Source organism: Rhizomicrobium sp., assembly GCA_037200045.1.
In the GTDB taxonomy this organism is placed as follows: domain Bacteria; phylum Pseudomonadota; class Alphaproteobacteria; order Micropepsales; family Micropepsaceae; genus Rhizomicrobium.
Genome location: JBBCHM010000002.1, coordinates 982,439 through 1,005,021, shown reverse-complemented (window position 1 = coordinate 1,005,021; position 22,583 = coordinate 982,439). Strand labels below are relative to the sequence as shown.

19 protein-coding genes, 2 pseudogenes and 1 riboswitch are annotated in these 22,583 nt (G+C 66.8%); of the genes and pseudogenes, 12 read left to right on the top strand and 9 right to left on the bottom strand.

What is annotated here, in order from left to right:
- The first annotated feature begins 255 nt into the window (after positions 1–255).
- Positions 256–420, top strand: a pseudogene (locus tag WDM86_20000) (hypothetical protein).
- Between the two features lie 35 nt (positions 421–455).
- Here the strand turns inward: WDM86_20000 and rnhA are convergent.
- Together rnhA and thrB are read right to left on the bottom strand one after the other, a co-directional pair.
- Positions 456–887: a ribonuclease HI gene (gene rnhA / locus WDM86_19995; GenBank protein MEI9992306.1), complete on the bottom strand. Its 432-nt coding sequence runs from the start codon at positions 885–887 to the stop codon at positions 456–458.
- Positions 884–1,843, bottom strand: a complete 960-nt coding sequence (thrB, locus tag WDM86_19990; protein ID MEI9992305.1) for a homoserine kinase — start codon at positions 1,841–1,843, stop codon at positions 884–886. Before thrB ends, rnhA begins: the two co-directional genes overlap by 4 nt.
- Positions 1,844–2,088: 245 nt before the next feature.
- Here thrB and WDM86_19985 point away from each other — a divergent pair, with 245 nt between their 5' ends.
- From WDM86_19985 to gcvPB, 6 genes are all read left to right on the top strand, one after another.
- Positions 2,089–2,622, top strand: a complete 534-nt coding sequence (locus WDM86_19985) for a hypothetical protein (GenBank protein MEI9992304.1) — start codon at positions 2,089–2,091, stop codon at positions 2,620–2,622.
- A complete protein-coding gene (gene argS, locus WDM86_19980; GenBank protein ID MEI9992303.1) occupies positions 2,619–4,382 on the top strand; it encodes an arginine--tRNA ligase in 1,764 nt (587 codons plus the stop codon). The genes WDM86_19985 and argS overlap by 4 nt, the downstream gene beginning before the upstream one ends.
- 116 nt (positions 4,383–4,498) lie before the next feature.
- A riboswitch (glycine riboswitch) is annotated at positions 4,499–4,586 on the top strand.
- A 163-nt stretch (positions 4,587–4,749) separates the two neighbouring features.
- A complete protein-coding gene (gene gcvT, locus WDM86_19975) occupies positions 4,750–5,871 on the top strand; it encodes a glycine cleavage system aminomethyltransferase GcvT (protein MEI9992302.1) in 1,122 nt (373 codons plus the stop codon).
- Entirely contained in the window at positions 5,868–6,242 is a 375-nt protein-coding gene (gcvH, locus tag WDM86_19970; protein ID MEI9992301.1) for a glycine cleavage system protein GcvH, read from the top strand. Before gcvT ends, gcvH begins: the two co-directional genes overlap by 4 nt.
- A 149-nt stretch (positions 6,243–6,391) precedes the next feature.
- On the top strand, positions 6,392–7,738 hold the full coding sequence (gcvPA, locus tag WDM86_19965; protein ID MEI9992300.1) for an aminomethyl-transferring glycine dehydrogenase subunit GcvPA: 1,347 nt from the start codon (positions 6,392–6,394) through the stop codon (positions 7,736–7,738).
- A gap of 2 nt (positions 7,739–7,740) precedes the next feature.
- On the top strand, positions 7,741–9,303 hold the full coding sequence (gene gcvPB, locus WDM86_19960) for an aminomethyl-transferring glycine dehydrogenase subunit GcvPB (GenBank protein ID MEI9992299.1): 1,563 nt from the start codon (positions 7,741–7,743) through the stop codon (positions 9,301–9,303).
- A 66-nt stretch (positions 9,304–9,369) separates the two neighbouring features.
- On the opposite strand, the gene WDM86_19955 is transcribed toward gcvPB, so the two are convergent.
- Positions 9,370–9,828, bottom strand: coding sequence for a pentapeptide repeat-containing protein (locus WDM86_19955; protein MEI9992298.1), 459 nt, complete (start codon positions 9,826–9,828; stop codon positions 9,370–9,372).
- 159 nt (positions 9,829–9,987) lie between these two features.
- Between WDM86_19955 and WDM86_19950 the strand changes: the two genes are divergently transcribed.
- Complete coding sequence (locus tag WDM86_19950) at positions 9,988–10,452, top strand: DUF1203 domain-containing protein (protein ID MEI9992297.1); 465 nt, start codon at positions 9,988–9,990, stop codon at positions 10,450–10,452.
- Between the two features lie 637 nt (positions 10,453–11,089).
- Here the strand turns inward: WDM86_19950 and WDM86_19945 are convergent.
- Positions 11,090–11,275, bottom strand: a complete 186-nt coding sequence (locus tag WDM86_19945) for a hypothetical protein (GenBank protein ID MEI9992296.1) — start codon at positions 11,273–11,275, stop codon at positions 11,090–11,092.
- Between the two features lie 114 nt (positions 11,276–11,389).
- Positions 11,390–15,163, bottom strand: coding sequence for a vitamin B12-dependent ribonucleotide reductase (locus WDM86_19940; protein MEI9992295.1), 3,774 nt, complete (start codon positions 15,161–15,163; stop codon positions 11,390–11,392).
- A gap of 483 nt (positions 15,164–15,646) precedes the next feature.
- Between WDM86_19940 and WDM86_19935 the strand changes: the two genes are divergently transcribed.
- The 3 genes and pseudogenes from WDM86_19935 (at position 15,647) to WDM86_19925 (ending at position 16,913) form a co-directional block, all read left to right on the top strand.
- On the top strand, positions 15,647–16,027 hold the full coding sequence (locus tag WDM86_19935) for an NADH:ubiquinone oxidoreductase subunit NDUFA12 (GenBank protein MEI9992294.1): 381 nt from the start codon (positions 15,647–15,649) through the stop codon (positions 16,025–16,027).
- Positions 16,028–16,030: 3 nt separating this feature from the next.
- Complete coding sequence (locus WDM86_19930; protein MEI9992293.1) at positions 16,031–16,534, top strand: outer membrane lipid asymmetry maintenance protein MlaD; 504 nt, start codon at positions 16,031–16,033, stop codon at positions 16,532–16,534.
- A pseudogene (locus tag WDM86_19925) lies at positions 16,479–16,913 on the top strand (DUF2155 domain-containing protein). The gene WDM86_19930 and the pseudogene WDM86_19925 overlap by 56 nt, the downstream one beginning before the upstream one ends.
- A gap of 35 nt (positions 16,914–16,948) precedes the next feature.
- Here WDM86_19925 and aat read toward each other — a convergent pair.
- From aat to WDM86_19905, 4 genes are all read right to left on the bottom strand, one after another.
- Positions 16,949–17,674: a leucyl/phenylalanyl-tRNA--protein transferase gene (gene aat / locus WDM86_19920; GenBank protein ID MEI9992292.1), complete on the bottom strand. Its 726-nt coding sequence runs from the start codon at positions 17,672–17,674 to the stop codon at positions 16,949–16,951.
- 115 nt (positions 17,675–17,789) lie between these two features.
- Positions 17,790–18,536 carry a Bax inhibitor-1/YccA family protein gene (locus WDM86_19915; protein MEI9992291.1) on the bottom strand — a complete coding sequence of 249 codons (747 nt, stop codon included), beginning with the start codon at positions 18,534–18,536 and terminating at the stop codon, positions 17,790–17,792.
- Positions 18,537–18,683: 147 nt separating this feature from the next.
- Positions 18,684–21,215, bottom strand: a complete 2,532-nt coding sequence (locus WDM86_19910; protein MEI9992290.1) for an FtsX-like permease family protein — start codon at positions 21,213–21,215, stop codon at positions 18,684–18,686.
- Positions 21,212–21,904, bottom strand: coding sequence for an ABC transporter ATP-binding protein (locus WDM86_19905; GenBank protein ID MEI9992289.1), 693 nt, complete (start codon positions 21,902–21,904; stop codon positions 21,212–21,214). The genes WDM86_19910 and WDM86_19905 overlap by 4 nt, the downstream gene beginning before the upstream one ends.
- A gap of 67 nt (positions 21,905–21,971) precedes the next feature.
- Here WDM86_19905 and WDM86_19900 point away from each other — a divergent pair, with 67 nt between their 5' ends.
- Positions 21,972–22,583 (top strand): arylesterase, encoded by a 612-nt coding sequence (locus tag WDM86_19900; protein ID MEI9992288.1) that lies wholly within the window; start codon positions 21,972–21,974, stop codon positions 22,581–22,583.

The window sequence follows — 22,583 nt, the reverse complement described above, 5'->3', positions numbered from 1 at the left end:
CCAAACCCGTGAAGACCGACGATTTCTTCGCCGGCAAGAAGGTCGTCCTGTTCGCGCTGCCCGGCGCCTTCACGCCGACCTGCTCGGCCAAGCACGTGCCGGGCTATGTGCAGAATTTCGACGCGCTGAAGGCCAAGGGCGTCGACGCGATCGCTTGCGTCTCCGTCAATGACGCTTTCGTGATGGGCGCCTGGGGCAAGGACCAGAACGCCGGCGGCAAGGTCCACATGCTGGCCGACGGCAAACGGCGATTTCACCCGCGCGGTCGGCCTGGAGTTGGACGGCACCAAGTTCGGCATGGGCAAGCGCAGCCAGCGCTATGCGATGATCGTCGACAACGGCGTGGTGAAGGAACTCAACGTCGAAGAGCCGGGCGCGTTCTCGGTGTCGAGCGCGGAGCACGTGTTGGGACAGCTTTAAGATTAACCTCTCCCGCTTTGCGGGAGAGGTATTCTTCAAGGTATCGCCCCGCGCGCCAGCGCATCCGCACGTTCGTTCTCCGGATGCCCGTCATGCCCGCGCACCCATTGCCAGCGTATCTCGTGGCGCGCCATCTCGACTTCGAGCAGCCGCCACAGATCGTCGTTCTTCACCGGTTTCTTGTCGGCGGTCTTCCAGCCGTTCTTCTTCCAGTTCGCCAGCCACTTCGTCGCGCCGTCCAGCACATAGCGCGAATCCGTATAGAGCGTGATCGCCGACGGCGTCTTCAGCGCCGCCAGGCCCTGAATCGCCGCCATCATCTCCATGCGGTTGTTGGTCGTGGCGCGGTCGCCGCCCGACAATTCCTTCTCGGCGCCCTTGGAACGCAGGATCACGCCCCAGCCGCCCGGCCCGGGATTTCCCGAACAGGCGCCGTCGGTGAACATCTCGACCTCGGGCTTGCTCACAATCCGTACTCCGTCGCGTTGCGGACCTTGCGGTGGAAGCGCAGCCGGCGCGAGAAATCGCGCGGGTCCTTCGGCCGCACCAGTGCGTTGGGGTCGTGGTTCAGCCGGTCATAGAGCCGCGTCAGCAGGAAGCGCAGCGCCGCGCCAGCGCTGAGCACGGGCAGGGCGGCGATCTCCGCGCCTGTCAGTTCGCGCTCGCGGCGATAGGCGCCGATCAGGCTGGCGCTCTTGGTGACGTTGAAGCCGCCATCGCTCTCGAAGCACCACGCGTTCAGCATCACCGCGAGGTCGTAGGCATAGGCGTCGTTGCAGGCGAAGTAGAAATCGATCAGCCCCGAAACCTCGGCATTCATGAACAGCACATTGTCGGGGAACAGATCGGCATGGATCACGCCGCCCGGCAGCCCCTTCGGCCAGTTCGCGACGATGTCGCGATGGCTGTCCGCGATCAGGTCGCGCAAGCCCGCCTCGATCCCGTCGGCGCCCGCTTCCGTCTTCAGGGCCAATTCGCCCCAGCCGCCCGGCCCCAGCGCGTTCGGGCGCGCGATCGCGAAGCCGACGCCGGCCGCGTGCATCCTCGCGAGCGCCGCGCCCGCCGCGGCGCAATGCACCGCGTCCGGCCGCTTCAAGGACAATCCGTTCAGGAACGTCACCAGCGCCGCCGGCCTTCCGTTAAGCGTGCTCCATTGGCCGCCGTCGCGCCGCCTTATCGGCTGCGGGCAGGCGATGCCGCGCGCCGCCAGATGCTCCATCAGCCCCAGGAAGAACGGCAGATCGGCCTCGCTGACGCGCTTTTCATAGAGGGTGAGGAAATAGGCGCCGCGGTCGGTCTGCAGGTGGAAATTGGAGTTCTCCACCCCCTCCGCGATGCCCTTGAAGCTCAGCGGCTGGCCCAGATCGTAATCGCCGAGCAGCGTTTCCAGCTCCTCGAAGGAGACGTCGGTATAGACCGCCATGGCCCGTTCTTCCCGAAGGCGGCGTGCTTCCCCTGAAGCGTCCGCTTGGCTATTGTCCGGCCGCGTTTTCGAAGGCCCGTGCGCCGAGAAGTCGGCCGGGCCCCGGCAAAAGTCAAGCGAAGGGCGTTGTCATGTCTGAGCCATATATGGCGCGGAAATCTCCGTTTTCGACCGATGCGAGCCCGCTCGGCCGCCACGCCGCGCCCCGGTGCGACGGCTCGCGCAACACACTTTAGAGCAACGCCATGATCCCGATTCTTCGCAGCGCCGTCGTCCTGTCGATTCTGCTCCTTGCCGGCTGTCAGTCCGCGAAGGAGAAGGCGATGTGCCCCGCCTCGAACGTGCTCTCCAACACCGCCACGCTGACGATCTTCAAGAAGGGCATGGAGGGCGATCCGGCCGGCGAGCTCTACACCGTCGAGCTCACCGGCGTGAGCCTGAGCTGCAGCTTCGACAAGGACGAGGGCACGACCGATTCCGACGTTCAGCTCAGCTTCCGCGCCCGGCGCGCGCCCAGCGGCGACGCAGCGAACTACACGGTGCCCTATTTCCTCGCCACGGTGCTCAACGGCGCCGACGTCATCGACAAGCACATCTTCGCGACGGTCTTCGCGTTCCAGCCCGGCGAGGCGACGACGACCTTCACGGCGGAAATCCCCTCGGCCGTCATCCATTTCGCCAACGGCAAGAAGCCCTATGAATACGGCCTGCTGGCCGGCCTCCAGTTGACGCGCGAACAGCTCGACTTCGCCAAGGCGCACGGACCGCTCGGCCCATGACGTCGCTGCTTTCGGACCTGGGCGTGATCGCGGGCGCCGCGTTCGCGGCCGAAGGACTGTCCGAATCCTTCGGCCAGGTGAGCCGGTCCGACCGGCCCGACCTCGCGCAGTTCCAGTGCAACGGCGCGCTCGCCGCCGCGAAGGCCGCCAAGGCCAACCCGCGCGCCATCGCCGAGAAGGTCGCCGCCCGGCTGAAAGCCGATCCGCTGTTCGCCAAGGTCGAGATCGCCGGCCCCGGCTTCATCAACCTCGACGTGACCGACGCGGCGCTCGCGGCGCGCGGCGTGGCGCTGGCGAAGGACGCGACGCTCGGCGCGCCGGCGACCGGCGCCGGCAAGTCGGTCGTGCTCGATTTCGGCGGCGCCAACATCGCCAAGCCGATGCATGTCGGCCATCTGCGCTCCGCGATCATCGGCGACAGTCTGCAGCGTCTGTTCCGCGCCAATGGCTGGACCGTGACCAGCGATATCCATCTCGGCGATTGGGGCCTTCAGATGGGCCAGCTCATCTCCGAGATCGATCATCGCGGCATCGCGCCGGTCTATTTCGACGCGAATTTCACCGGTCCCTATCCGGCGCAATCGCCCGTCACGATGGACGATCTGGAGGAGCTCTATCCGGCCGCCTCCGCCGCTTGCAAAGCCGACGAGACAAGGCTCGCCGAGGCCCGCCAGGCGACCGCCGATCTGCAGGCCGGGCGGCCGGGCTACCGCGCGCTGTGGACGCATTTTTTCAATGTCTCCAAGGTCGGTCTCGATCGCGAATATGGCGCGCTCGGCGTCCATTTCGATCTGTGGAAGGGCGAGGCGAGCGTCGATCCGCTCGTCGGCCCGATGGTCGCGGACTTCAAGGCGCGCGGCATCGCGGTGGAGAGCGAAGGCGCGCTCGTCGTTCCCGTCGCGCGCAACACCGACAAGAAGGAGATGCCGCCGCTGATCCTGGTGAAGTCCGACGGCGCGGTGCTCTACGGCACCACCGACCTCGCCACCGTGATCGACCGCGTCGCCGAGCAGAATCCCGACCTGATCGTCTATGTCGTCGACCAGCGCCAGAGCCTGCATTTCGAGCAGGTGTTCCGCGCCGCCGAAAGGGCCGGCATCGCCGGCAAGGCCACGCTCGAACATGCCGGCTTCGGCACGATGAACGGCGTCGACGGCAAGCCGTTCAAGACCCGCGCCGGCGGCGTGATGAAGCTGTTCGACCTTATCGCCATGGTGACCGCCGAAGCCGAGAAGCGCCTTGCGGAGCAAGGCATCGGCGCGGACTATTCCGCCGAGGAGCGCGCCGACATCGCCAGGAAGGTCGGCATCGCCACGCTCCGATTCGCCGATCTGTCGAACTGGCGGCTGACCGACTACATCTTCGATCTCGAACGTTTCTCGAAATTCGAGGGCAAGACCGGCCCCTATCTGCAATACGCGGCGGTCCGCATCCAGTCGATCCTGCGCCGCGCGGCGGAGCAGGGCTTCACGCCCGCCGATCCCGCGATCCGCTCGCCGGAAGAGCGCGCTTTGTTCCTCCAGCTCTTGGCGCTGCCCGACACGATGGCGGCGGCCGAGAAGGCCCGGGCGCCCAACATCCTGTGCGACTACGTCTTCACGCTGGCCCAGCTCTACAGCCGCTTCTATGGCGAGCACCACATCCTCTCCGAATCGGACGCCGCCCTGCGCGCCGCCCGGCTCGGTCTGTGCCAGCTGACCCTGGACGTGCTGATCCACGTCTTGTCGCTCTTGGGCATCGAAGTCCCGCAAAGGATGTGATCGCTTCGCTTTTCGGCGTTTGTCATTGCGCCTTTCGTTGACTTGGGCGCCGTCCTCCTTATGATGCATTGCAACGAGACGCCCCGCCGGATGGCGCGCCGTTCCGGCCATACAATCGATCCCTCGCGGGAGAGATCAGCGAAAGCTGGCGCCGAAGGAGCAACCGCCCCGGAAACTCTCAGGCAAAAGGACCGCGACAGGTGATGAACTTCTGGAAAGCAGGGCGCCGCGTTTCGGCACCCTCACCGAAGGGGTAATCCGCCGGCCTTCGCGCCGCGCGGGGAAATCTCTCAGGTCCCAATGACAGAGGGGCGCGAGTTTCGCGATGAGCGGGCGCGCCGGACAAACCTCTGTATACGGACTGTCAGTGACCGATACCGATCAGGCCCTGAAGCAGACCCCGCTGCACGCGCTGCATGTCGCGCTTGGCGCCCGCATGGTGCCGTTCGCCGGCTACGACATGCCGGTGCAATATCCCACCGGCGTGCTCAAGGAGCATCTGCACGCCCGCGAGAAGGCCGGCCTGTTCGACGTTTCGCATATGGGCCAGGCGTTCCTCTCCGGCGACGATCCGGCCCGCGCCCTCGAACGCCTCACGCCCGCCGACGTGATCGGCTTGAACGAGGGGCGGCAGCGCTACGGCCTGCTGCTGAACGGGCAGGGCACGATCAAGGACGATTTCATGTTCTCGCGCCTTCTGGGCGAGGGCGCGCTCTATCTCGTCGTCAACGCCGGCACCAAGGACGGCGATTTCGCCTATATCGCGGACCGGTTGAAGGGCATCGCCACGCTCGAGCCGCGGCCCGACCGCGCGCTGCTGGCGCTGCAGGGTCCGGCCGCCGCCGCCGTGCTGGCGCGCCATTCGCCGGGCATCGATGGGCTCAGCTTCATGAAGGTAGTGCGCGGCATGGTCGCCGGCGCGCCCGCCATCGTCAGCCGCTCCGGCTATACCGGCGAAGACGGCTTCGAGATCTCCATTGACGCGATCCACGCCGAGCGGGTCGCCAACGCGCTGCTCGGCGAGCCGGAGGTCCTGCCCATCGGCCTTGGCGCCCGCGACAGCCTGCGCCTCGAAGCCGGCCTCTGCCTTTACGGCCACGACATCGACGAGACCACCGATCCGGTCGAAGCCAATCTGGTCTGGTCCATCGCCAAGCGCCGCAAGATCGACAAGGATTTCCCCGCCGCCGATCGGGTCATGGATCGCGTGTTCAACGGCGCGCCCCGCAAGCGCGTCGGCATCCGCCCCGACGGCCGCGCGCCGGCGCGCGAGGGCGCCGAGATCGCCGACAAATCCGGCCGCATCATCGGCAAGATCACCAGCGGCGGTTTCGGCCCCACGCTGAACGCGCCCATCGCGATGGGCTATGTCGAGACCCCATTCGCCGGCGACGGCACCGAGCTTGATCTCATCGTGCGCGGCAAGCCCTTGCCGGCGCGCGTCGTGCCGCTGCCTTTCGTTCCCCACCGTTACCGGAGAGCCCTATGACCGAAACCCGCTACACCGACCAGCACGAATGGGTGAGCCTCGACGGCGACGAGGCGACCGTCGGCATCACGAAATACGCCGCCGAGAAGCTTGGCGACGTGGTGTTCGTCGAATTGCCCGAGGCCGGCCGCAAGGTCGGCGCCGGCGGCGAGATCGCGGTGGTCGAAAGCGTCAAGGCGGCAAGCGACGTCTATTCGCCGGTCGGCGGCGAGGTGACGGCGAACAACGCCGCGCTGGTCGCCGATCCCGCCAAGGTCAACGAGGACCCGGAGGGTGCCTCCTGGTTCTTCAAGCTGAAGCTCGCCGACAAGGCCGAGTTCGCCAAGCTGATGACGGCCGAGCAGTACGCGGAATTCGTGAAGGGGCTTTAACAGAAACGGTGTCATGGCCCGCGAATGCGGGCCACCCAGTTGGTGCGCGCACATTGATTGGAATGAATCTCGGATCGTCTATCGACGCCTGCGCAGGCGTCACCTGGGTGACCCGCATTCGCGGGCCATGACAAGTGTGGAGTGAGAGCGTGAGATATCATCCCCTGACCGCCGGCGACCGCGCCCAGATGCTCGCGAAGATCGGCGTCCCCTCGGTCGACGCCCTGTTCAAGGACGTGCCGGCCTCCGCCGTCGTGCCGCTCTCCGCCTTCGCGCTGCCGGACGGGCAGGGCGAGATCGAGGTCGAACGCAAGCTCTCGCGCATGGCCGCCAAGAACACCGATGCCGGCGCGGGGCCGTCTTTCCTGGGCGCCGGCGCCTACAAGCATCACGTGCCCGCCGCGGTCGATCACCTGATCCAGCGCTCTGAATTTCTTACCTCCTACACGCCCTATCAGCCCGAGATCGCGCAGGGCACGCTGCAATACATGTTCGAATTCCAGACCCAGGTGGCACTGCTCACCGGCATGGAAGTCGCGAACGCCTCGCTCTATGACGGCTCGACCGCCACCGCCGAGGCGGTGCTGATGGCGATGCGCGTCACGCGCCGGTCCAAGGCGATCCTCTCCGGCGGCCTGCATCCGCATTATGCCGAAACGGTGGAGACCGTCGCCACGCTGTCGGGCACCGTCGCCCGCGCGCCGGTTACGCCCGGCAAGGCGGAAGACATCGCCGCGCTGATCGATTCCGACACGGCCTGCGTCGTGGTGCAAAGCCCCGACGTGTTCGGCCTGATCCGGGACCTGAAGCCCATCGCCGCCGCCGCGCACGCCAAGGGCGCGCTGCTGATCGCGGTCGTGACCGAGGCGATCTCGCTCGGCCTGCTCGAAGCCCCCGGCTTCCAGGATGCCGACATCGTCGCCTGCGAGGGCCAGTCGATCGGCAACGGCCTGAATTTCGGCGGACCCTATGTCGGGCTCTTTGCCACGCGCGAGAAGTTCCTGCGCCAGATGCCCGGCCGCCTCACCGGCGAGACCGCCGATGCCAGCGGCAAGCGCGGCTACGTGCTGACGCTTTCCACCCGCGAACAGCACATCCGCCGCGAAAAGGCGACCAGCAATATCTGCACGAATTCCGGCCTGTGCTGCCTCGCCTTCACCATCCATCTCTCGCTGCTGGGCGAGGAGGGCCTTGCCCGCCTCGCGCGCCTGAACCACGCCAAGGCGTCCGCGCTGGCTGACAAGCTGGCGCGCGTGCAAGGCGTCAGCCTCGTCACGCCGTCCTTCTTTAACGAGTTCACGATCAAGCTGCCCAAGCCCGCCGCAGAGGTCGTCGAGGCCCTGGCCGCGAAAGGCATTCTCGCCGGCGTCCCGGCCTCGCGCCTGCTGCCGCACGATCCCGCGGTGCGCGATCTTTTGATCGTCGCCGCCACCGAAACCACCACCGACGAAGACGCCGACGCCTTCGTCGCCGCGCTGACGGAGGTCCTGTCGTGACCATGAACAACCAGGGCCGCCCCACCGCGCCGGGCACCATCGAGGCGAACGAGCTGCCGACCATCTCCGGCGACCGTGGCCTCGACCATGAAGAGCCCCTGATCTTCGAGATCGGCCGCGACGGCATGACCGGCGTCGATCTTCCCGACGTGCAGCTCTCCGACGCGCGCCTCGGCGGCCAGCGCCGGCGCGGCCCCATCGGCCTGCCGGGTCTCTCCGAGCCGGAGGTCGTGCGCCACTATGTGCGGCTCAGCCGTCAGAACTACGCCATCGATGCCGGCCTCTATCCGCTCGGCTCCTGCACGATGAAGCACAATCCGCGCCTCAACGAGAAGATGGCGCGGCTGCCCGGTTTCGGCGACCTGCATCCCTTGAGCCCGCAGTCGGCGACGCAGGGCGCGCTGGCGCTGATCTCCGAATTGATGACCTGGCTCACCACGCTGACCGGCATGCCAGCAGTGGCGATGTCGCCCAAGGCGGGCGCCCATGGCGAACTCTGCGGGCTTCTTGCCATTCGCGCGGCGATTGCGGCGCGGGGCGAGACTCGCAAGCGCATCCTCGTCCCCGAATCCGCCCACGGCACCAATCCCGCCACCGCCGCCTTCGCGGGCTTCACCATCGACGAGGTCAAGGGCACCGCCGACGGCCGCGTCGACATGATCGCGCTCGAAGGCAAGCTCGGCCCCGACGTCGCCGCCATCATGCTCACCAATCCGAACACCTGCGGGTTGTTCGAGCGCGACATCCGCCACATGGCCGACGCCACGCACAAGGCCGGCGCCTATTTCTATTGCGACGGCGCGAATTTCAACGCCATTGCCGGCCGCGTGCGGCCGGGCGATCTCGGCGTCGACGCGATGCACATCAACCTGCACAAGACCTTCTCGACGCCGCATGGCGGCGGCGGTCCGGGTGCGGGGCCGGTCGTGCTCTCCGCCGCGCTGGCGCCCTTCGCGCCGCTGCCGCTGCTCGTGTCGGACACGAACGGTTTTCGCCTGATCGAAGACCGCGACCAACTTCCCGAAGGCGCCCAGCCCTTCGGCCGGCTTTGTGCCTTCCACGGCCAGATGGGCATGTTCGTGCGCGCGCTCGCCTATATGCTCAGCCACGGCCGCGATGGCGTGCGCCAGGCGTCGGAAGACGCGGTGCTCTCCGCCAACTACATCCTGGCCAGCCTGAAGGACGTGATGAGCGCGCCGTTCGGCGACGGCCCCTGCATGCACGAGGCGCTGTTCGACGACGGCTTCCTCGCCGGCACCGGCGTCACCACGCTCGATTTCGCGAAAGCGATGATCGATGAGGGCTACCACCCGATGACGATGTATTTCCCGCTCGTGGTCCACGGCGCCATGCTGATCGAGCCGACGGAATCGGAGTCCAAGGAATCGCTCGACCGCTTCATCCACGTCCTGCGCGAACTGGCGCTGGAGGCCAAGGCCGGGAAGACCGAACGCTTCGCCGGCGCGCCGCGCCTGGCGCCGCGCCGCCGCCTCGACGAAACCGCCGCCGCCCGCAAGCCGGTGCTGCGCTGGAAGAAGCCGGAGCTGCCGCAGGCGGCGGAATAAGGCGCGAAAAAAAGGCCCCGTCCGTGGGACGGGGCCGAAGTTGTCCCTAGGAGGAGACGAAACGGGTCAGGTGCAGAAATGCACTTTGAGGCCGGCTGGCGCCTTGGTGTCGGCGTCGCCGCAGGCCTGGTCGAGCTGCTTCTGGGTCAGGCCGCGCGCCTGGCGCAGGTCCGTGCCCTTGATCGAGGTGATGTCCATGACCGCGCCGGTCAGATCGGCGCCGTCGAGCGTGGCATGCGCCAGGTTCGCGGCCGACAGGTCGGTGCCGCGGAACGTGGCGCCGGTGAAATTCGCATAGGACATGCACATCAGGACGGCGGTGGCGCCGTCGAAATTCGCGCCGTGCAGGTCGTGCGCCTTGACGCAGGTGTTGGTCAGGTCGGCGCCGGCGAGGTTGCAGCCCGGGCAGTCGACGATGGCGGCATGGATGCGCGCGACGGCGGCGGCGTCATAGGCCGGCGCCGCGACGGCGGGCGAACCCGTCACGATGACGAAGGCGGCAATGAAGGCGATCAGTCTGGACACGGGGCTTGTCCCAAAGTGAAACGGTTGCTCCTGTCGTCGCAATCATCGTGCCGCGCCGTGGCGCCGTCAGGCGCGAAGGCCCCGATGGCGCAAGAACCGGGTCGTTTCGCGGCCCGCGCGGCGCCATGGTCGTCCCGTGTTCAAAAACGGGATTGCCTCATGTCTTTCCGCATCCGCGGCCTCGACGCCGGCCAATTCGCACCGCTCTTCGCGCTCGACGATGCCGCGCTGGCCGAGCGCGACATGCGGCGCGTCGCCATCGACGCGCCCCGCGGCGCGCCCTGCCGCGTCACGCTCGAGGACGCCGCGCCCGGCGAGCGCGCGATCCTGCTCCCCTTCGCGCATCAGGAGGCGCATTCGCCCTACCGCGCCTCGGGCCCGATCTTCGTGCGCGAAGGCGCGCGCGAAGCCTTCGACCGCGTCGATGAGTTGCCGCCGGTGTTTACCGGCCGCCTGTTGTCGGTCCGCGCCTATGGCACCGCCGGCATGATGATCGACGCCGACGTGGCCCAGAGCGATCCGCGCGGATTGTTCGAGAAATTCTTCGCCGACGCGAACGTCGACTATCTGCACGTCCACTATGCGCGGCGCGGCTGCTATTCGTGTCGCGTGGACAGGGCGTAAGCAGAAAAAGTTGTCATGGCCCGCGAATGCGGGCCACCCAGTTGAAAGCGGCAACTTGCTGATTGGTTGGGCCGGATCACAAATTTATAGATGGTGCAGTTGTCACCTGGGGGGTCCGCATTCGCGGGCCATGACAATTGGGCCCACCCCACAAACGCAAACGGAGGCCCCTCGCGATGGCCCCCGTCCACGGTCAGCACACTGGTTTGCCTGCTCGTCTCCCGCGCTTCGCAGTGCGGTTCGTCACAGATCCTGTGCGATCTTTTTCGATGCTTCCGTCCCGCCTTTCGTTGGGCCTTCCGCATCACGCTCGTACGGCCTTAGGTTCCGCACTTCGCGCCCAGCTTGAACGGTTTCCCCGCCGTTCCCTGGATTCCCGGTCCACGTCAGCGTTCTAGAACGCTTTCGGTGGCCCTTGCCGCACTCCGATCCGTCGCGGGCTTGCGCCCCCTTCGGCCGGTGCAAGGTGTGCGCCGGTCACCTTTTCAGGTGCCTTGGGCGTTTCCCGTGTGCGCGGGTGCCCTAGGCGCGAGAAGAGATTGCGACGGTTTTGTTTTTGAGTCGAGCGCCGCGAATCACTTGTCCACAGAAACCGAATCACCCGCAAACTTTGCTGCGCTTGCGAAAATTCTCCCCCTTATTTCACGCAGCGGGCGCGCAGATGGACGTACTCGGCGGCCGCGACGCGCCCCGATTTCTCCGCGAGAATCAGCGCGAATTCTTCGTACTCGGCATCGTGACAATCCGTGTCGTCGAGTTCGACGGCGTAGCGATCGACGACATGCCCGTTACGGTCGATTACCTCGACAAGCTGTTTCGCCATGATCCGTCTCCGTCGTTCGCCAACGCCGCCGCTCTGAGTCGCGTTCCTCCGAAAAAGCGGAAGGGGCGGGAGCGCGAGCCACCCACCCCTTCCCACCCATCGCGAGGTGTCTCGTCAGCTGCAGCCGCTCGTCGAGCCGCAGGTGTTGCACTTCATGCACGTCCCGTTGCGCACCAGGGTGAAATTCCCGCAGCCGCCGCAGGCGTCGCCTTCATAGCCCTTCATCCGCGCTTCCGCCGCGCGCTTGGCCTGGAGCTCGCGCACCTTGCCCGATTTGGTCGCGGCGGTTTCCGCCCGCTCGCGCAGCCTGGTGCCCAGCGCGTCGACCAGATCGCCGACCGGGTTCGAGGCCTCGGCCAGCACGCTGGCGCGGATTTCCGACAGCGCGTCCGACACTTCGACGTCGTCGGTGGTGAGGAATTCCTCGACCGCTTCGTGCTGCTCGTCATGCGTGTGCAGATGGGCGTGCTCGGCATGGGCATCCAGCTTCAGCGCCGCGCCGCCGCGCATCACCTTGATGGTGCGCGGAATGCGGCCGCGCACGAAGCCCGGCGACACCACGCGGCGCACTTCGCTGCCTTCGTCCGTACCGACGCCGACATCCTCGTCCCCCTCCGGAAGGACATGCGCCAGGTCGTTGCGACCCAGATAGCTGACCGCCAGTTCGCGGAAGATGTAGTCCAGGATCGAGGTGGCGTTCTTGATCGAATCGTTGCCGATCACCATGCCGGCCGGCTCGAAGCGCGTGAAGGTGAAGGCGTCGACGAACTCGTCCAGCGGAACGCCGTATTGCAGGCCCATCGAGATCGCGATGGCGAAGGCGTCCATCAGCGAGCGGAACGCCGCGCCGTCCTTGTGCATGTCGATGAAGATCTCGCCGATGCGGCCGTCCTCGTACTCGCCGGTGCGCAGATAAACCTTGTGCCCGCCGACGATCGCCTTCTGGGTATAGCCCTTGCGGCGCTGCGGCAGCTTCTCGCGGTCGCGTTCGCGCACCCGCTCGATCACGCGCTCCACGATCCGCTCGGTGACGATGGTGGTGCGGGCCACCGCGCTGACCTCTTCGGTCTCGTCCTCGTCGTCGATCTGCAGCACCTGGCTCGCCAGGGGCTGACTGAGCTTGGAGCCGTCGCGATAGAGCGCATTGGCCTTGAGGCCGAGCCGCCAGGATTGCAGATAGCTCTTGCCGCACTCCTCGACGGTGGCGTTGTTCGGCATGTTGATGGTCTTGGAGATCGCGCCCGAGACGAAGGGCTGCACCGCCGCCATCATGAGAATGTGGCTCTCGACCGACAGCGAGCGCTTGCCGATGCGGCCGCAGGGATTGGCGCAGTCGAACACCGCCAGGTGCTGCGGCTTCAGGTGCGGCGCGCCTTCCAGCGTCATCGCCCCGCAGACATGCAGGTTCGCCAGATCGACATCGGCGCGGGAGAAGCCCAGATGCTTCATCATGTCGAAGTCCGGCGCTTCCAGCGCAGCGGCGTCGATGCCGAGGATGGCGGTGCAGAACTCCGCGCCCAGCGTCCATTTGTTGAACACGAAGCGGATGTCGAACGCCGATTCCAGCGCGCCTTCCACCGCGTTGATCTGCTCGTCGCCGAACCCCTTGGCGCGCAGCGCGTCGTGGTTGAGCGCGCCGCGATAGCCCTCCAGCGTGCCGTGGCCCACCGCATAGGCGACGATGTTGTCGATCTGCGCCTGGGTGTATTGCAGCGTCGCCAGCGCCTCGGGCACGCAGCGGTTGATGATCTTGAAATAGCCGCCGCCGGCCAACTTCTTGAACTTCACCAGCGCGAAGTCCGGCTCGACGCCCGTGGTGTCGCAGTCCATCACCAGGCCGATCGTGCCGGTCGGCGCGATCACGGTGGACTGAGCGTTGCGATAGCCGAAGCCCTCGCCCAGCGACACCGCGTCGTCCCAGGCCCGCTGCGCCGCGAAGGCCAGGTCCCGGTTCATCACCGCCGCGAGGTCGAGCGGCACGGGCAGGGTGGACAGGCCCTCATAGCCGTCCTTCTCGCCATGCGCGGCGCGGCGGTGGTTGCGCATCACCCGCAGCATCGCGTCCTTGTTCTTGGCGTATTCCGGGAACGGTCCCAACTCGCCCGCCATCTCGGCCGAGGTCGCGTAGGCGACGCCCGTCATCACCGCGCTGATCGCGCCGGCGATCGCGCGGCCCTCGCGCGAATCGTAAGGGATGCCCGCCGCCATCAGGAGGCCGCCGATATTGGCGAAGCCCAGGCCCAGCGTGCGGTAGTCGTAGGAAAGCTGCGCGATCTCCTTGGACGGGAACTGCGCCATCATGACCGAGATTTCGAGCACGATGGTCCACAGCCGGCAGCCATGCTCGAACGCCGCGACATCGAACACTTTTCCGTGGCCTACCGCTTCGCTTCTCGAGGCCGGGGCGCCGCCCGGCTCTTTGCGGAACGCCATCAAGTTCAGCGAGGCGAGATTGCACGCCGTGTCGTCCAGGAACATGTATTCCGAGCACGGATTGGAGGCGCGGATGTCGCCGCCCGCCGGGCAGGTATGCCAGTCGTTGATCGTCGAATGGAACTGAATGCCCGGATCGGCGCAGGCCCAGGCGGAATAGGAGATCTTCTCCCACAATTCGCGCGCCTGCACCGTCTTGGCGATCTTGCCCGAGCCGCGATAGGTCAGGTCCCACGGCTTGTCTTCAAGGACCGCGTTCAGGAATTCGTCGGTCACGCGCACCGAATTGTTCGAGTTCTGGCCCGATACGGTGAGATAGGCTTCCGAATCCCAGTCGGTATCGTAGGACTTGAACTCCATCTCCTTGTAGCCCTGCCGGGCGAAGGAGATCACGCGCTCGATGTAATTGTCCGGGATCATCGCCTTGCGCGCGGCTTTCACCTCGCGGCGCAGCGCCGGGTTCTTCTTCGGATCGAAGCAGTCGTCGCCCGAGCCCTGGCAGTTGATGCAGGCCTTCATCACGGCCTTCAGGTGCTTCTCGGCGAGCTTGGAGCCCGCCACCATGGCGGCGACCTTCTGCTCCTCGACCACCTTCCAGTCGATGAAGGCTTCGATATCGGGATGATCGACATCGACGATCACCATCTTGGCGGCGCGGCGCGTGGTGCCGCCCGACTTGATCGCGCCCGCCGCGCGGTCGCCGATCTTCAGGAAGCTCATAAGCCCCGACGACTTGCCGCCGCCCGACAGCCGCTCGTTCTCGCCGCGCAGCGAGGAGAAATTCGTGCCGGTGCCCGAGCCGTATTTGAACAGCCGCGCCTCGCGCGTCCAAAGGTCCATGATGCCGCCCTCGTTGACGAGGTCGTCGGCGACGGACTGGATGAAGCAGGCATGCGGCTGCGGATGCTCGTAGGACGAGGCCGACTTGGTCAGCCGCTGGGTCTTGTGGTCGACATAGTAATGACCCTGGCTCGGACCGTCGATGCCATAGGACCAGTGCAGGCCGGTGTTGAACCATTGCGGCGAGTTCGGCGCCGCCATCTGCGTCGCCAGCATGTAGGAGAGTTCGTCCTTGAACGCGCTCGCATCGGCTTCGCTGTCGAAATAGCCGCCCTTCCAGCCCCAATAGGCCCAAGTGCCGGCGAGGCGGTCGAACACTTCGGTGGCCGAATTCTCGCCGCGGGTCTTGTCGCTGTCGGCGGTCTTGCGCCAGAGGAATTCCGGCACGCCCTCTTCCGGCACCGGCTTCAGCGCCGTCGGCACGCCGGCCTTGCGGAAATACTTCTGGGCGAGCACGTCGCACGCGACCTGGCTCCAGCTCTCGGGTACCTCGATGTTCGACTGCGAGAAGACGACCGAGCCGTCGGGGTTCTTGATCTCGCTGGTGGCGGACCGGAACGCGATGCCTTCGTATGGCGAATGACCCTCGACCGTGAACTGACGGCGAATGCGCATGGACGTGATCCCCGAAAATAAACCTGTTAGGCCCCGTTGTGATCGCCGCTTTCGGCACCATTTCAGGGACGGTTTTCCGTCGCCGGGATCTCCGCCTGTGTGGCAGGACCCTCGGCGGGGAGTTGAATTCCGTCCGCCAGATTTGGTGTCGCGAGCAGCGACAGGCCCCAAGTATGGGCACTGTTCGAAAAGCCTCGCAAGCGAAAAGTAGTAAACGAAACCTTACCCACCATATGTGGTAGGTCGATGACATCGCGTTTTTGCTGGGGAAAGTCGCGTGTCAAGCCGTTAACAAGAATCGCGCAGAAAAAATTTTCGCGTTCGTGACAGCTGGAACCTCGAAGACGGTTTTGGATCGATTGTGGATAGTCGAAGAAACGCGCGTCCAGAGTCGCTGGTCACCGTGTCGCCATCGTCCCAATGGCATCATCGGCAACGGGCTTCTATAGTCCCGCGCGATTCCGTCAGGGGTTTGGCCGGTTAATGTCCTTCATCCGCATGCTCTATAGCTGGTGGCACAACGCCACGCTGGGAACCCTGACCACGACCTGGTTCTCCGGCGCGCTCGTCGGCACCGACGATCACGGCAACCGCTATTACCGCTCCAAGAAGGGCGACCGCCGCTGGGTGGTCTATTCGGGCCTCGTCGAGGCGAGCCGGGTGCCGCCCGACTGGCATGGCTGGCTGCATCACACCTTCGCCGAACCGCCGACCTCCGAGCCGTTCAAGATCAAGTCGTGGGAAAAGGCGCACCGCCCCAACCTCACCGGCACCGCCGGCGCCTATCGTCCGGACGGCAGCCTGCTCGCCTCGGGCGTGCGACCGCGCGCGACCGGCGACTACCAGGCCTGGAAGCCGGAGTAGGGGATGGGCAACAACACCGTCGAGACGATCATCGGCGCGATCGTGGTCGCGATCGCCGCGGTCTTCCTCTGGTTCACCTACACGACGACGAATTCCGGAAGCCTCGGCGGCTACGAGATCACCGCGCGCATGCCGCGGGTCGACGGGCTCGCCACCGGCACCGATGTGCGGCTCTCCGGCATCAAGGTCGGCGCGATCAGCGCGCTGACGCTCGATCCCAAGACCTATCTCGTCACCCTGCACATGGACATCCGCCAGGACATTCCGATCCCCGACGATTCCTCGCTGATGGTGACGTCGTCCGGCCTGCTCGGCAGCTCCTATCTCTCGATCACGCCGGGCGGCAGCGACAAGATGCTCCCGCCGGGCGGCCAGATCACCAATGTGCAGGGCGCGGTCGACCTGATGGGGCTGGTCGGCCGCTTCATCGGCGGCGGCAACAACAACGCCAATGGCGGCCAGCCCAAGCCGGCGCCGCAGACGAGCGCGCCAGATGCGCATCCTTAGCGTCCTGATGCTGGGCGCCGGGCTGGTCTTCGGCGCCAACACCGTGCTGGCCGATCCGCCCGTCAAGCCCGTGCGGGCCAAGCCCGCGAGGACGCTGCTGACGGACTTTCCGGCGCCCAAGGCGCCGGCCGTGCCCACGCCGCCGCCAAAAGGGCCGCTCACGCTTGTCATGCGCGGGCTGGACAAGATCACCGGCCGCGCCACCACGCTGCTGATCCCGATCGGCAAGTCGGCGCAATTCGCAACGCTGACCATCACCGCGCGCTACTGCTATTCGACGCCCCCGACCGAGACGCCCGAGACCGCCGCCTTCGTGCAGATCGAGGACCACCGCCCCGACCAGCCCGCACGGCGCATCTTCTCGGGCTGGATGTACGCGTCGAGCCCGGGGCTCAACGGCATGCAGCATCCGCTCTACGACGCCTGGGTGATGACCTGCAAAGCCATCGCCCCCGGCGAGACCGTCGCCATCGGACCGGAGAAGCCGGTCAAGCCCGTCTCGCCCGACGCGCCCGACACCGAAAAGGCCGTCGCGCTGCCCGCGGACGCCAGCCAGTAACCCCTCCGGTTCAGGGCCTCGTTCAGCCGCGCGAGATAGGCCTCGCGCGCGATCTCGACGGCGCCGAACTGCGACAGGTGCGACGTGAGAAACTGCGTGTCCAGCAGCACAAATCCGCCGCGGATAAGCTGCGCCACCAGATGCACCAGCGCGACCTTGCTGGCGTCGCGCGCCGTGGAGAACATGCTCTCGCCGAAGAACGCCCCGCCCAGGCTGACGCCGTAGAGCCCGCCCACCAACTCGCCGTCCAGCCGGCACTCCACCGAATGGGCATAGCCGGTCGCGTGCAGCGCCGTGTAGAGCCGCAGGATCTCGACATTGATCCAGGTCTCGTCGCGCGTCGCGGCGCAGGCTTTCATGACATCGACGAAGGAAAGATCGAAGGTGACGGCGAACCTGTCGCCACGCACCGTCCGTGCCAGCCGGTGCGGGATGTGGAAGCGGTCGAGCGGAATGACGCCGCGCTTCTCCGGCGACACCCAATAGAGGTCCGGATCGTCGCGCCGCTCGGCCATGGGAAACAGCCCCTCCGCATAGGCGCGAAGAAGCAGTTCCGGCGTCAGCTGCGGCGAGCCGTGCATGGTTCCAGCCTAGAGCCGATCGTTGCCGAGGTGAATCACAATTTGTCCGGCGGGCCGGAAACGAAAAAGCCCCGGCGTTTCCGCCGGGGCCTCTTTTCGTTGCGGGCGGTCCGCTTTAGCGGCGGCCGTTGCCCATCAGCCTCAGGATCATCAGGAACAGGTTGATGAAGTCGAGGTAGAGCTTGAGCGCGCCGTAGATCGCCTTCTTGCCGGCGGTGGCCGCGTCGTCGGCGTCGGCATAGGCGTTCTTGATCCACTGCGTGTCGTAGGCGGTCAGCCCGGTGAAGACGAGCACGCCTACCACCGAGATCACCCACACCAGCATCGTCGACTGCACGAAGAAGCTGACCATCGAGGCGATCACGACGCCGATCAGGCCCATGAACAGGAACGAGCCGAAGCCCGTCAGGTCGGTCTTCGTCGTGTAGCCCCAAAGGCTCATCGCGCCGAAGGTCGCCGCCGTCACGAAGAAGGCCTGCGCCACGTCCGCGCCGGTATAGACGAGCACGATGGGCGCCAGCGCGATGCCGTTGATGCCGGCATAGAGCCAGAACGTGGTCTGCGCCGTCGCCAGGCTCATCTTGGTGATGCGGAACGAGAGGAAGAACACCAGCCCGATCGGCGCGATCAGCGCGATCCAGCCCAGCGGCGACAGGCCGACGCGGCCGGTCTGCTCGTTGACCGCGAAGAACAGGTCGCGGATCGCCGGTATCTCCGCCACGGCATAAGCCGTCGCGCCGGTGAGCAAGAGGCCCACCAGCATGTAATTGTAGACGCGCAGCATGTAGGTGCGCAGGCCGCTGTCGATCAGGCCGGCGGTGTCCGTCTGGCCGCGCAACACCCGATTGTCGAAGTCCGCCATGGTGTCGAAATCCTTTCCTGCCGGTGGTTTGGCCGGCTCACGCTACTATATCGTGTTTCGCGGGCCTCGTATCAAGAGGCGTAAACCCGCGATTTGGCTGAAGAATCATGACACGCCGGCAACCTGGCCGCGCCGCCGGCACGGGATTCACGGCGCGCGCAACTGCTCCGCCGGCTTGGCGGCCAGCGCGGCCCAGGCGCCGATCAGGCCGAACAGCAGCGTCGCCGCGCCGCCGCCCAATATCGTGATCAGCGCGGCGCCCGCATCGAAGCTCAGCGCCACGCCCAGGACCTGCCGGCAGATCAGATCGGCCGCGAGCGCGCCGGCGCCGAACGCGATTACGCCGGTCAAGAGGCCGGTGACGCCATATTCGACGATATAGACGGTCGCGATCCGCGCCCGCGTCGCGCCGAGGACCTTCAGCACCGTCGCGTCGTAGAGCCGCCCGCGGCTCCCCGCCGCGATGGCGCCGGCGAGCACCAGAAGGCCCGACAGGATGGTGAGCAGGCTCGCCGCCCGCACGCCGTCGCTCAACTCCTGCAAGAGCGTGTCGACCTGGGCGATGGCGTCCTTGACCCGCACGGCGGAGACGTTCGGGAACGCGTCGGTCACGGCGCGGTAGAGCGGCTCTTCCTCGCTGGGATCGACGCGCACGGTGGCGAGGAAGGAATGCGGCGCATGGATGATCGGTTGGGGCGTGGTGACGATGATGAAGTTCTGCCCGCCGGTGGTGAAATCCACTTTGCGGAAACTCGCGATGGTGTATTCGATCTCGCGTCCCAGCACGTTGAGCACGATCTTGTCGCCGAGCTTCAGTCCCATTCCCGGCGCCAGGCCGGCATCGAAGGAGACCAGCGGCGGCCCCGCATAGTCCTTCGGCCACCATTTGCCCTCGGTGATCACCGTTCCCTCGGGCGGGGTTGCCGCATAGGTGATGCCGCGGTCGCCGGACACCGCCCATTTCGCCTCGGGCACGATCTTGGCGTCCTTGGCCGCGACGCCGTTCAGCGACACGATCCGCCCACGGATCATGGGCGTGCGCTTGTAATCCTCGGCCGTCTTGAACCTCTGGATCGTGGCATCGAACCGCGCCGCCTCGTCCGGCTGGATGTCGATGAAGAAGAAGCTTGGCGCCGTGCCCGGCAGGCGGTCCTTCACCTGCGCCGAGATCGTGCGATCAAGCAGCGTCACGGTGGCGAGCAGCGTCAGCCCAAGCCCGAGCGCCGTCACCACGCCCGCCGTCGCCGCGCCCGGGCGCGTCAGGTTGGCGAGCGCGAGGCGGATCGTCGGGCTGCGGGGCCGGGGCAGCCTGCGCAGCGCCCAGCGGAACGCGCCCGCGACCAGCCGCAGCGCCACGAGGCTTGCCGCGACGCCCGCCAGGAACTCGGCGGCGAATTCTGGCGAGGGCGAAAGGAAAAGCGCCAGCGCGATCACCAGCGCGCCCGCCACGCCCGCGCCGAGCAGATAGGGCAGGGCGCCGCGTGCGTCGGAGGGCGCCACGATATCGCGGAACAGGCTGGCCGGCGCGATCAGCCGCGCCCGCGCGAGCGGCGGCACGGCGCAGGCAATCGCGGAGAGCAAGCCGAACGCGGCGGCGAAGGCCAGCGGCGCGGGATAGATCGCGAAATGCGCCGGCGCGGGAATGTCGCTGCCGAAGAAATATTCGACCGCGAAGGGCAAGGCGGCGCCCAGGATCAGGCCCACGACCACCGCCAGCGCGGCGATCGCCATCACCTGAAAGAAGAAGATCAGGAAGATCAGCCCGCCATCGGCGCCGAGCGATTTGAAGATCGCGATCTCGCCACGCTTGCGATCGAGGAAGGCGCTCACCGCCTGACCGGCGCCGACGCCGCCGACCGCGAGCGCGGTCAAACCGACCAGCGTCAGGAACATCGTCACCTGCTCGACGAAGCGGCGGATGCCGGGCGCCGCGTCGGAGCGGTCGCGGATGTCCCAGCCGGCATCGGGGAATGCCGCCTCGGCGTCGTGCTTGAATGCCTTGAGGTCGGCATTGGGCGGCAGGACGACGCGGTAATTGTAGTCGATCAGGCTGCCCAGCGTGACGAGGCCGGTGCGCAGCAGCGCCGCGTTCGACACGATGATGTGCGGCCCGAGGCTGAAGCCGCCGGAAATGCGGTCGGGTTCGCTCACCAGGATCGCACTGAGCCGAAAGGTCTGCGTCCCGATCCGCACCAGGCCGCCGGGCGCGATGTTCAACCGGTCGAGCAGCGTCTGCTCCGCCACCGCGCCACAGATATCCGCCGCGCAGGCGAGCGCTTTGTGGAAATCGAGCGCCGGCGACAGCGAGACGTTGCCGAAGAACGGATAGGCGCCGTCCACGGCCTTGAGTTCGACAAGCTGGCGCTCCGCTTCCGCGCCGTTCTTGAGCGCATAGGCCATGCCGCGCAGCGACACCGTCTCGGACACCCGCCCGCGCGTGCCCAGCCAGGTCCGCTCCGCCGGACTCGCCTCGCGATGGACCAGATGCACCACGACGTCGCCGCCGAGCAGCGTGCGGCCCTGTTCGGCGAGACCGTTCAGGAACGCGGCCGACAGCGACTCGACGCCCGCGATGGCGGCGACGCCCAGCACCAGACAGGCGAAGAAGATGCGAAAGCCGGATAGCCGCAGCCGCATCTCGCGTCGCGCGAAACGCAAGGCGAGCGCCAGGCGGCTCACGCCGTCCGCTCGTTGGTCACGATGCGGCCATCCTTGAGCCGCACGATGCGCTGGCAGCGCCTGGCGAGGCTTTCCTCATGCGTCACGAGAAACAGCGTCGTGCGCGCCCGGGCATGCAGCGCGAAGAGGAGATCGGAAATCTCCTTGCCGGTCGCGCCGTCGAGATTGCCGGTCGGCTCGTCGGCGAAGAGCACGGTGGGCCGGGGCGCGATGGCGCGGGCCAGCGCGACGCGCTGCTGCTCGCCGCCGGACAATTGCCCCGGATAATGTTCGAGCCGCGCGCCGAGGCCGACCGCGTCGAGTTCCGACTTGGCGCGGTCGAAGGCGTCCGGGGTGCCGGCCAGTTCCAGCGGCACGGCGACGTTCTCCAGCGCCGTCATGGTCGGAATGAGGTGGAAGGACTGGAACACGATGCCGATGCGCCCGCGGCGAAAGCGCGCCAGCGCATCCTCGCCCAGCCGCGTGATGTCGGTACCCGCCACCGTCACCCGGCCGGCGGTCGCGGCTTCCAGCCCCGCCGCCACCATCAGCAGCGACGACTTGCCCGAGCCCGACGGCCCGAGCAGCGCCACGGCCTCGCCCTCGGGCACCGTCAGCGACACGCCGTTCAGGATGTTCACCGGCCCGGCGACGCTGGACAGCGTCAGCCTCACATCTTCCAATACGATGGCGTCTGGGGGATTGTGCATCGATGACTCGGGCGGACCTTACAGGCGATATGGGATGAGCAGCGCCCGATACAAGCATTTGCTTAGCATGTTTGCCGCCTTTGTCCTTTCCGTGACGGCGGTTCACGCCGCGCCGGTGAAAATCCTCGCGCTCGGCACCAGCCTGACCCAGGGCTATGGCGTGCCGCCCGGGCAGGACTTCACCGCCGTGCTGCAGGACCGCCTGCGCGCCGAACACATCGACGCGACGCTCATCAATGCCGGCGTCTCCGGCGACACCTCGGCCGGCGGATTGTCGCGGCTGGACTGGTCGCTCGCCGACCATCCCGACGCCGCCATCGTCGAGCTCGGTTCCAACGACGCGCTGCGTGGCCAGTCGCCGGCCCAGACCGAGGCCAATATCGCCGCCGTGCTCACGAAGCTGAAGGCGGCGCATGTTCCCGTTCTGCTCACCGGCATGAAGGCGCCGCGCAATCTGGGTCCGGAATACGCCGCGCAGTTCGATCCGATCTATCCCAGGCTCGCCAGGAAATTCGGCGTGCTGTTCTATCCCTTCATCCTGGACGGCGTGGCGATGAACCCCGGGCTCAACCAGGCCGACGGCATCCATCCCAATCCGGCCGGCGTGAAGATCGTCGTGGACCGCATCCTGCCTTATGTGAAACAGCTCATCGCGCAGGCGCGCGCGGGCAAGCGCTAG

What these genes read in the sequence shown, in the direction of transcription:
- gcvH (MEI9992301.1), top strand. Translation starts at nt 5,868, where the DNA reads ATGACCGAAACCCGCTACACCGACCAGCACGAATGGGTGAGCCTCGAC.
- WDM86_19940 (MEI9992295.1), bottom strand. Translation starts at nt 15,163, where the DNA reads ATGCGCATTCGCCGTCAGTTCACGGTCGAGGGTCATTCGCCATACGAA.
- argS (MEI9992303.1), top strand. Translation starts at nt 2,619, where the DNA reads ATGACGTCGCTGCTTTCGGACCTGGGCGTGATCGCGGGCGCCGCGTTC.
- WDM86_19900 (MEI9992288.1), top strand. Translation starts at nt 21,972, where the DNA reads ATGTTTGCCGCCTTTGTCCTTTCCGTGACGGCGGTTCACGCCGCGCCG.
- WDM86_19935 (MEI9992294.1), top strand. Translation starts at nt 15,647, where the DNA reads ATGTCCTTCATCCGCATGCTCTATAGCTGGTGGCACAACGCCACGCTG.
- WDM86_19905 (MEI9992289.1), bottom strand. Translation starts at nt 21,904, where the DNA reads ATGCACAATCCCCCAGACGCCATCGTATTGGAAGATGTGAGGCTGACG.
- WDM86_19985 (MEI9992304.1), top strand. Translation starts at nt 2,089, where the DNA reads ATGATCCCGATTCTTCGCAGCGCCGTCGTCCTGTCGATTCTGCTCCTT.
- WDM86_19930 (MEI9992293.1), top strand. Translation starts at nt 16,031, where the DNA reads ATGGGCAACAACACCGTCGAGACGATCATCGGCGCGATCGTGGTCGCG.
- gcvPB (MEI9992299.1), top strand. Translation starts at nt 7,741, where the DNA reads ATGAACAACCAGGGCCGCCCCACCGCGCCGGGCACCATCGAGGCGAAC.
- aat (MEI9992292.1), bottom strand. Translation starts at nt 17,674, where the DNA reads ATGCACGGCTCGCCGCAGCTGACGCCGGAACTGCTTCTTCGCGCCTAT.
- WDM86_19950 (MEI9992297.1), top strand. Translation starts at nt 9,988, where the DNA reads ATGTCTTTCCGCATCCGCGGCCTCGACGCCGGCCAATTCGCACCGCTC.
- WDM86_19945 (MEI9992296.1), bottom strand. Translation starts at nt 11,275, where the DNA reads ATGGCGAAACAGCTTGTCGAGGTAATCGACCGTAACGGGCATGTCGTC.
- WDM86_19915 (MEI9992291.1), bottom strand. Translation starts at nt 18,536, where the DNA reads ATGGCGGACTTCGACAATCGGGTGTTGCGCGGCCAGACGGACACCGCC.
- thrB (MEI9992305.1), bottom strand. Translation starts at nt 1,843, where the DNA reads ATGGCGGTCTATACCGACGTCTCCTTCGAGGAGCTGGAAACGCTGCTC.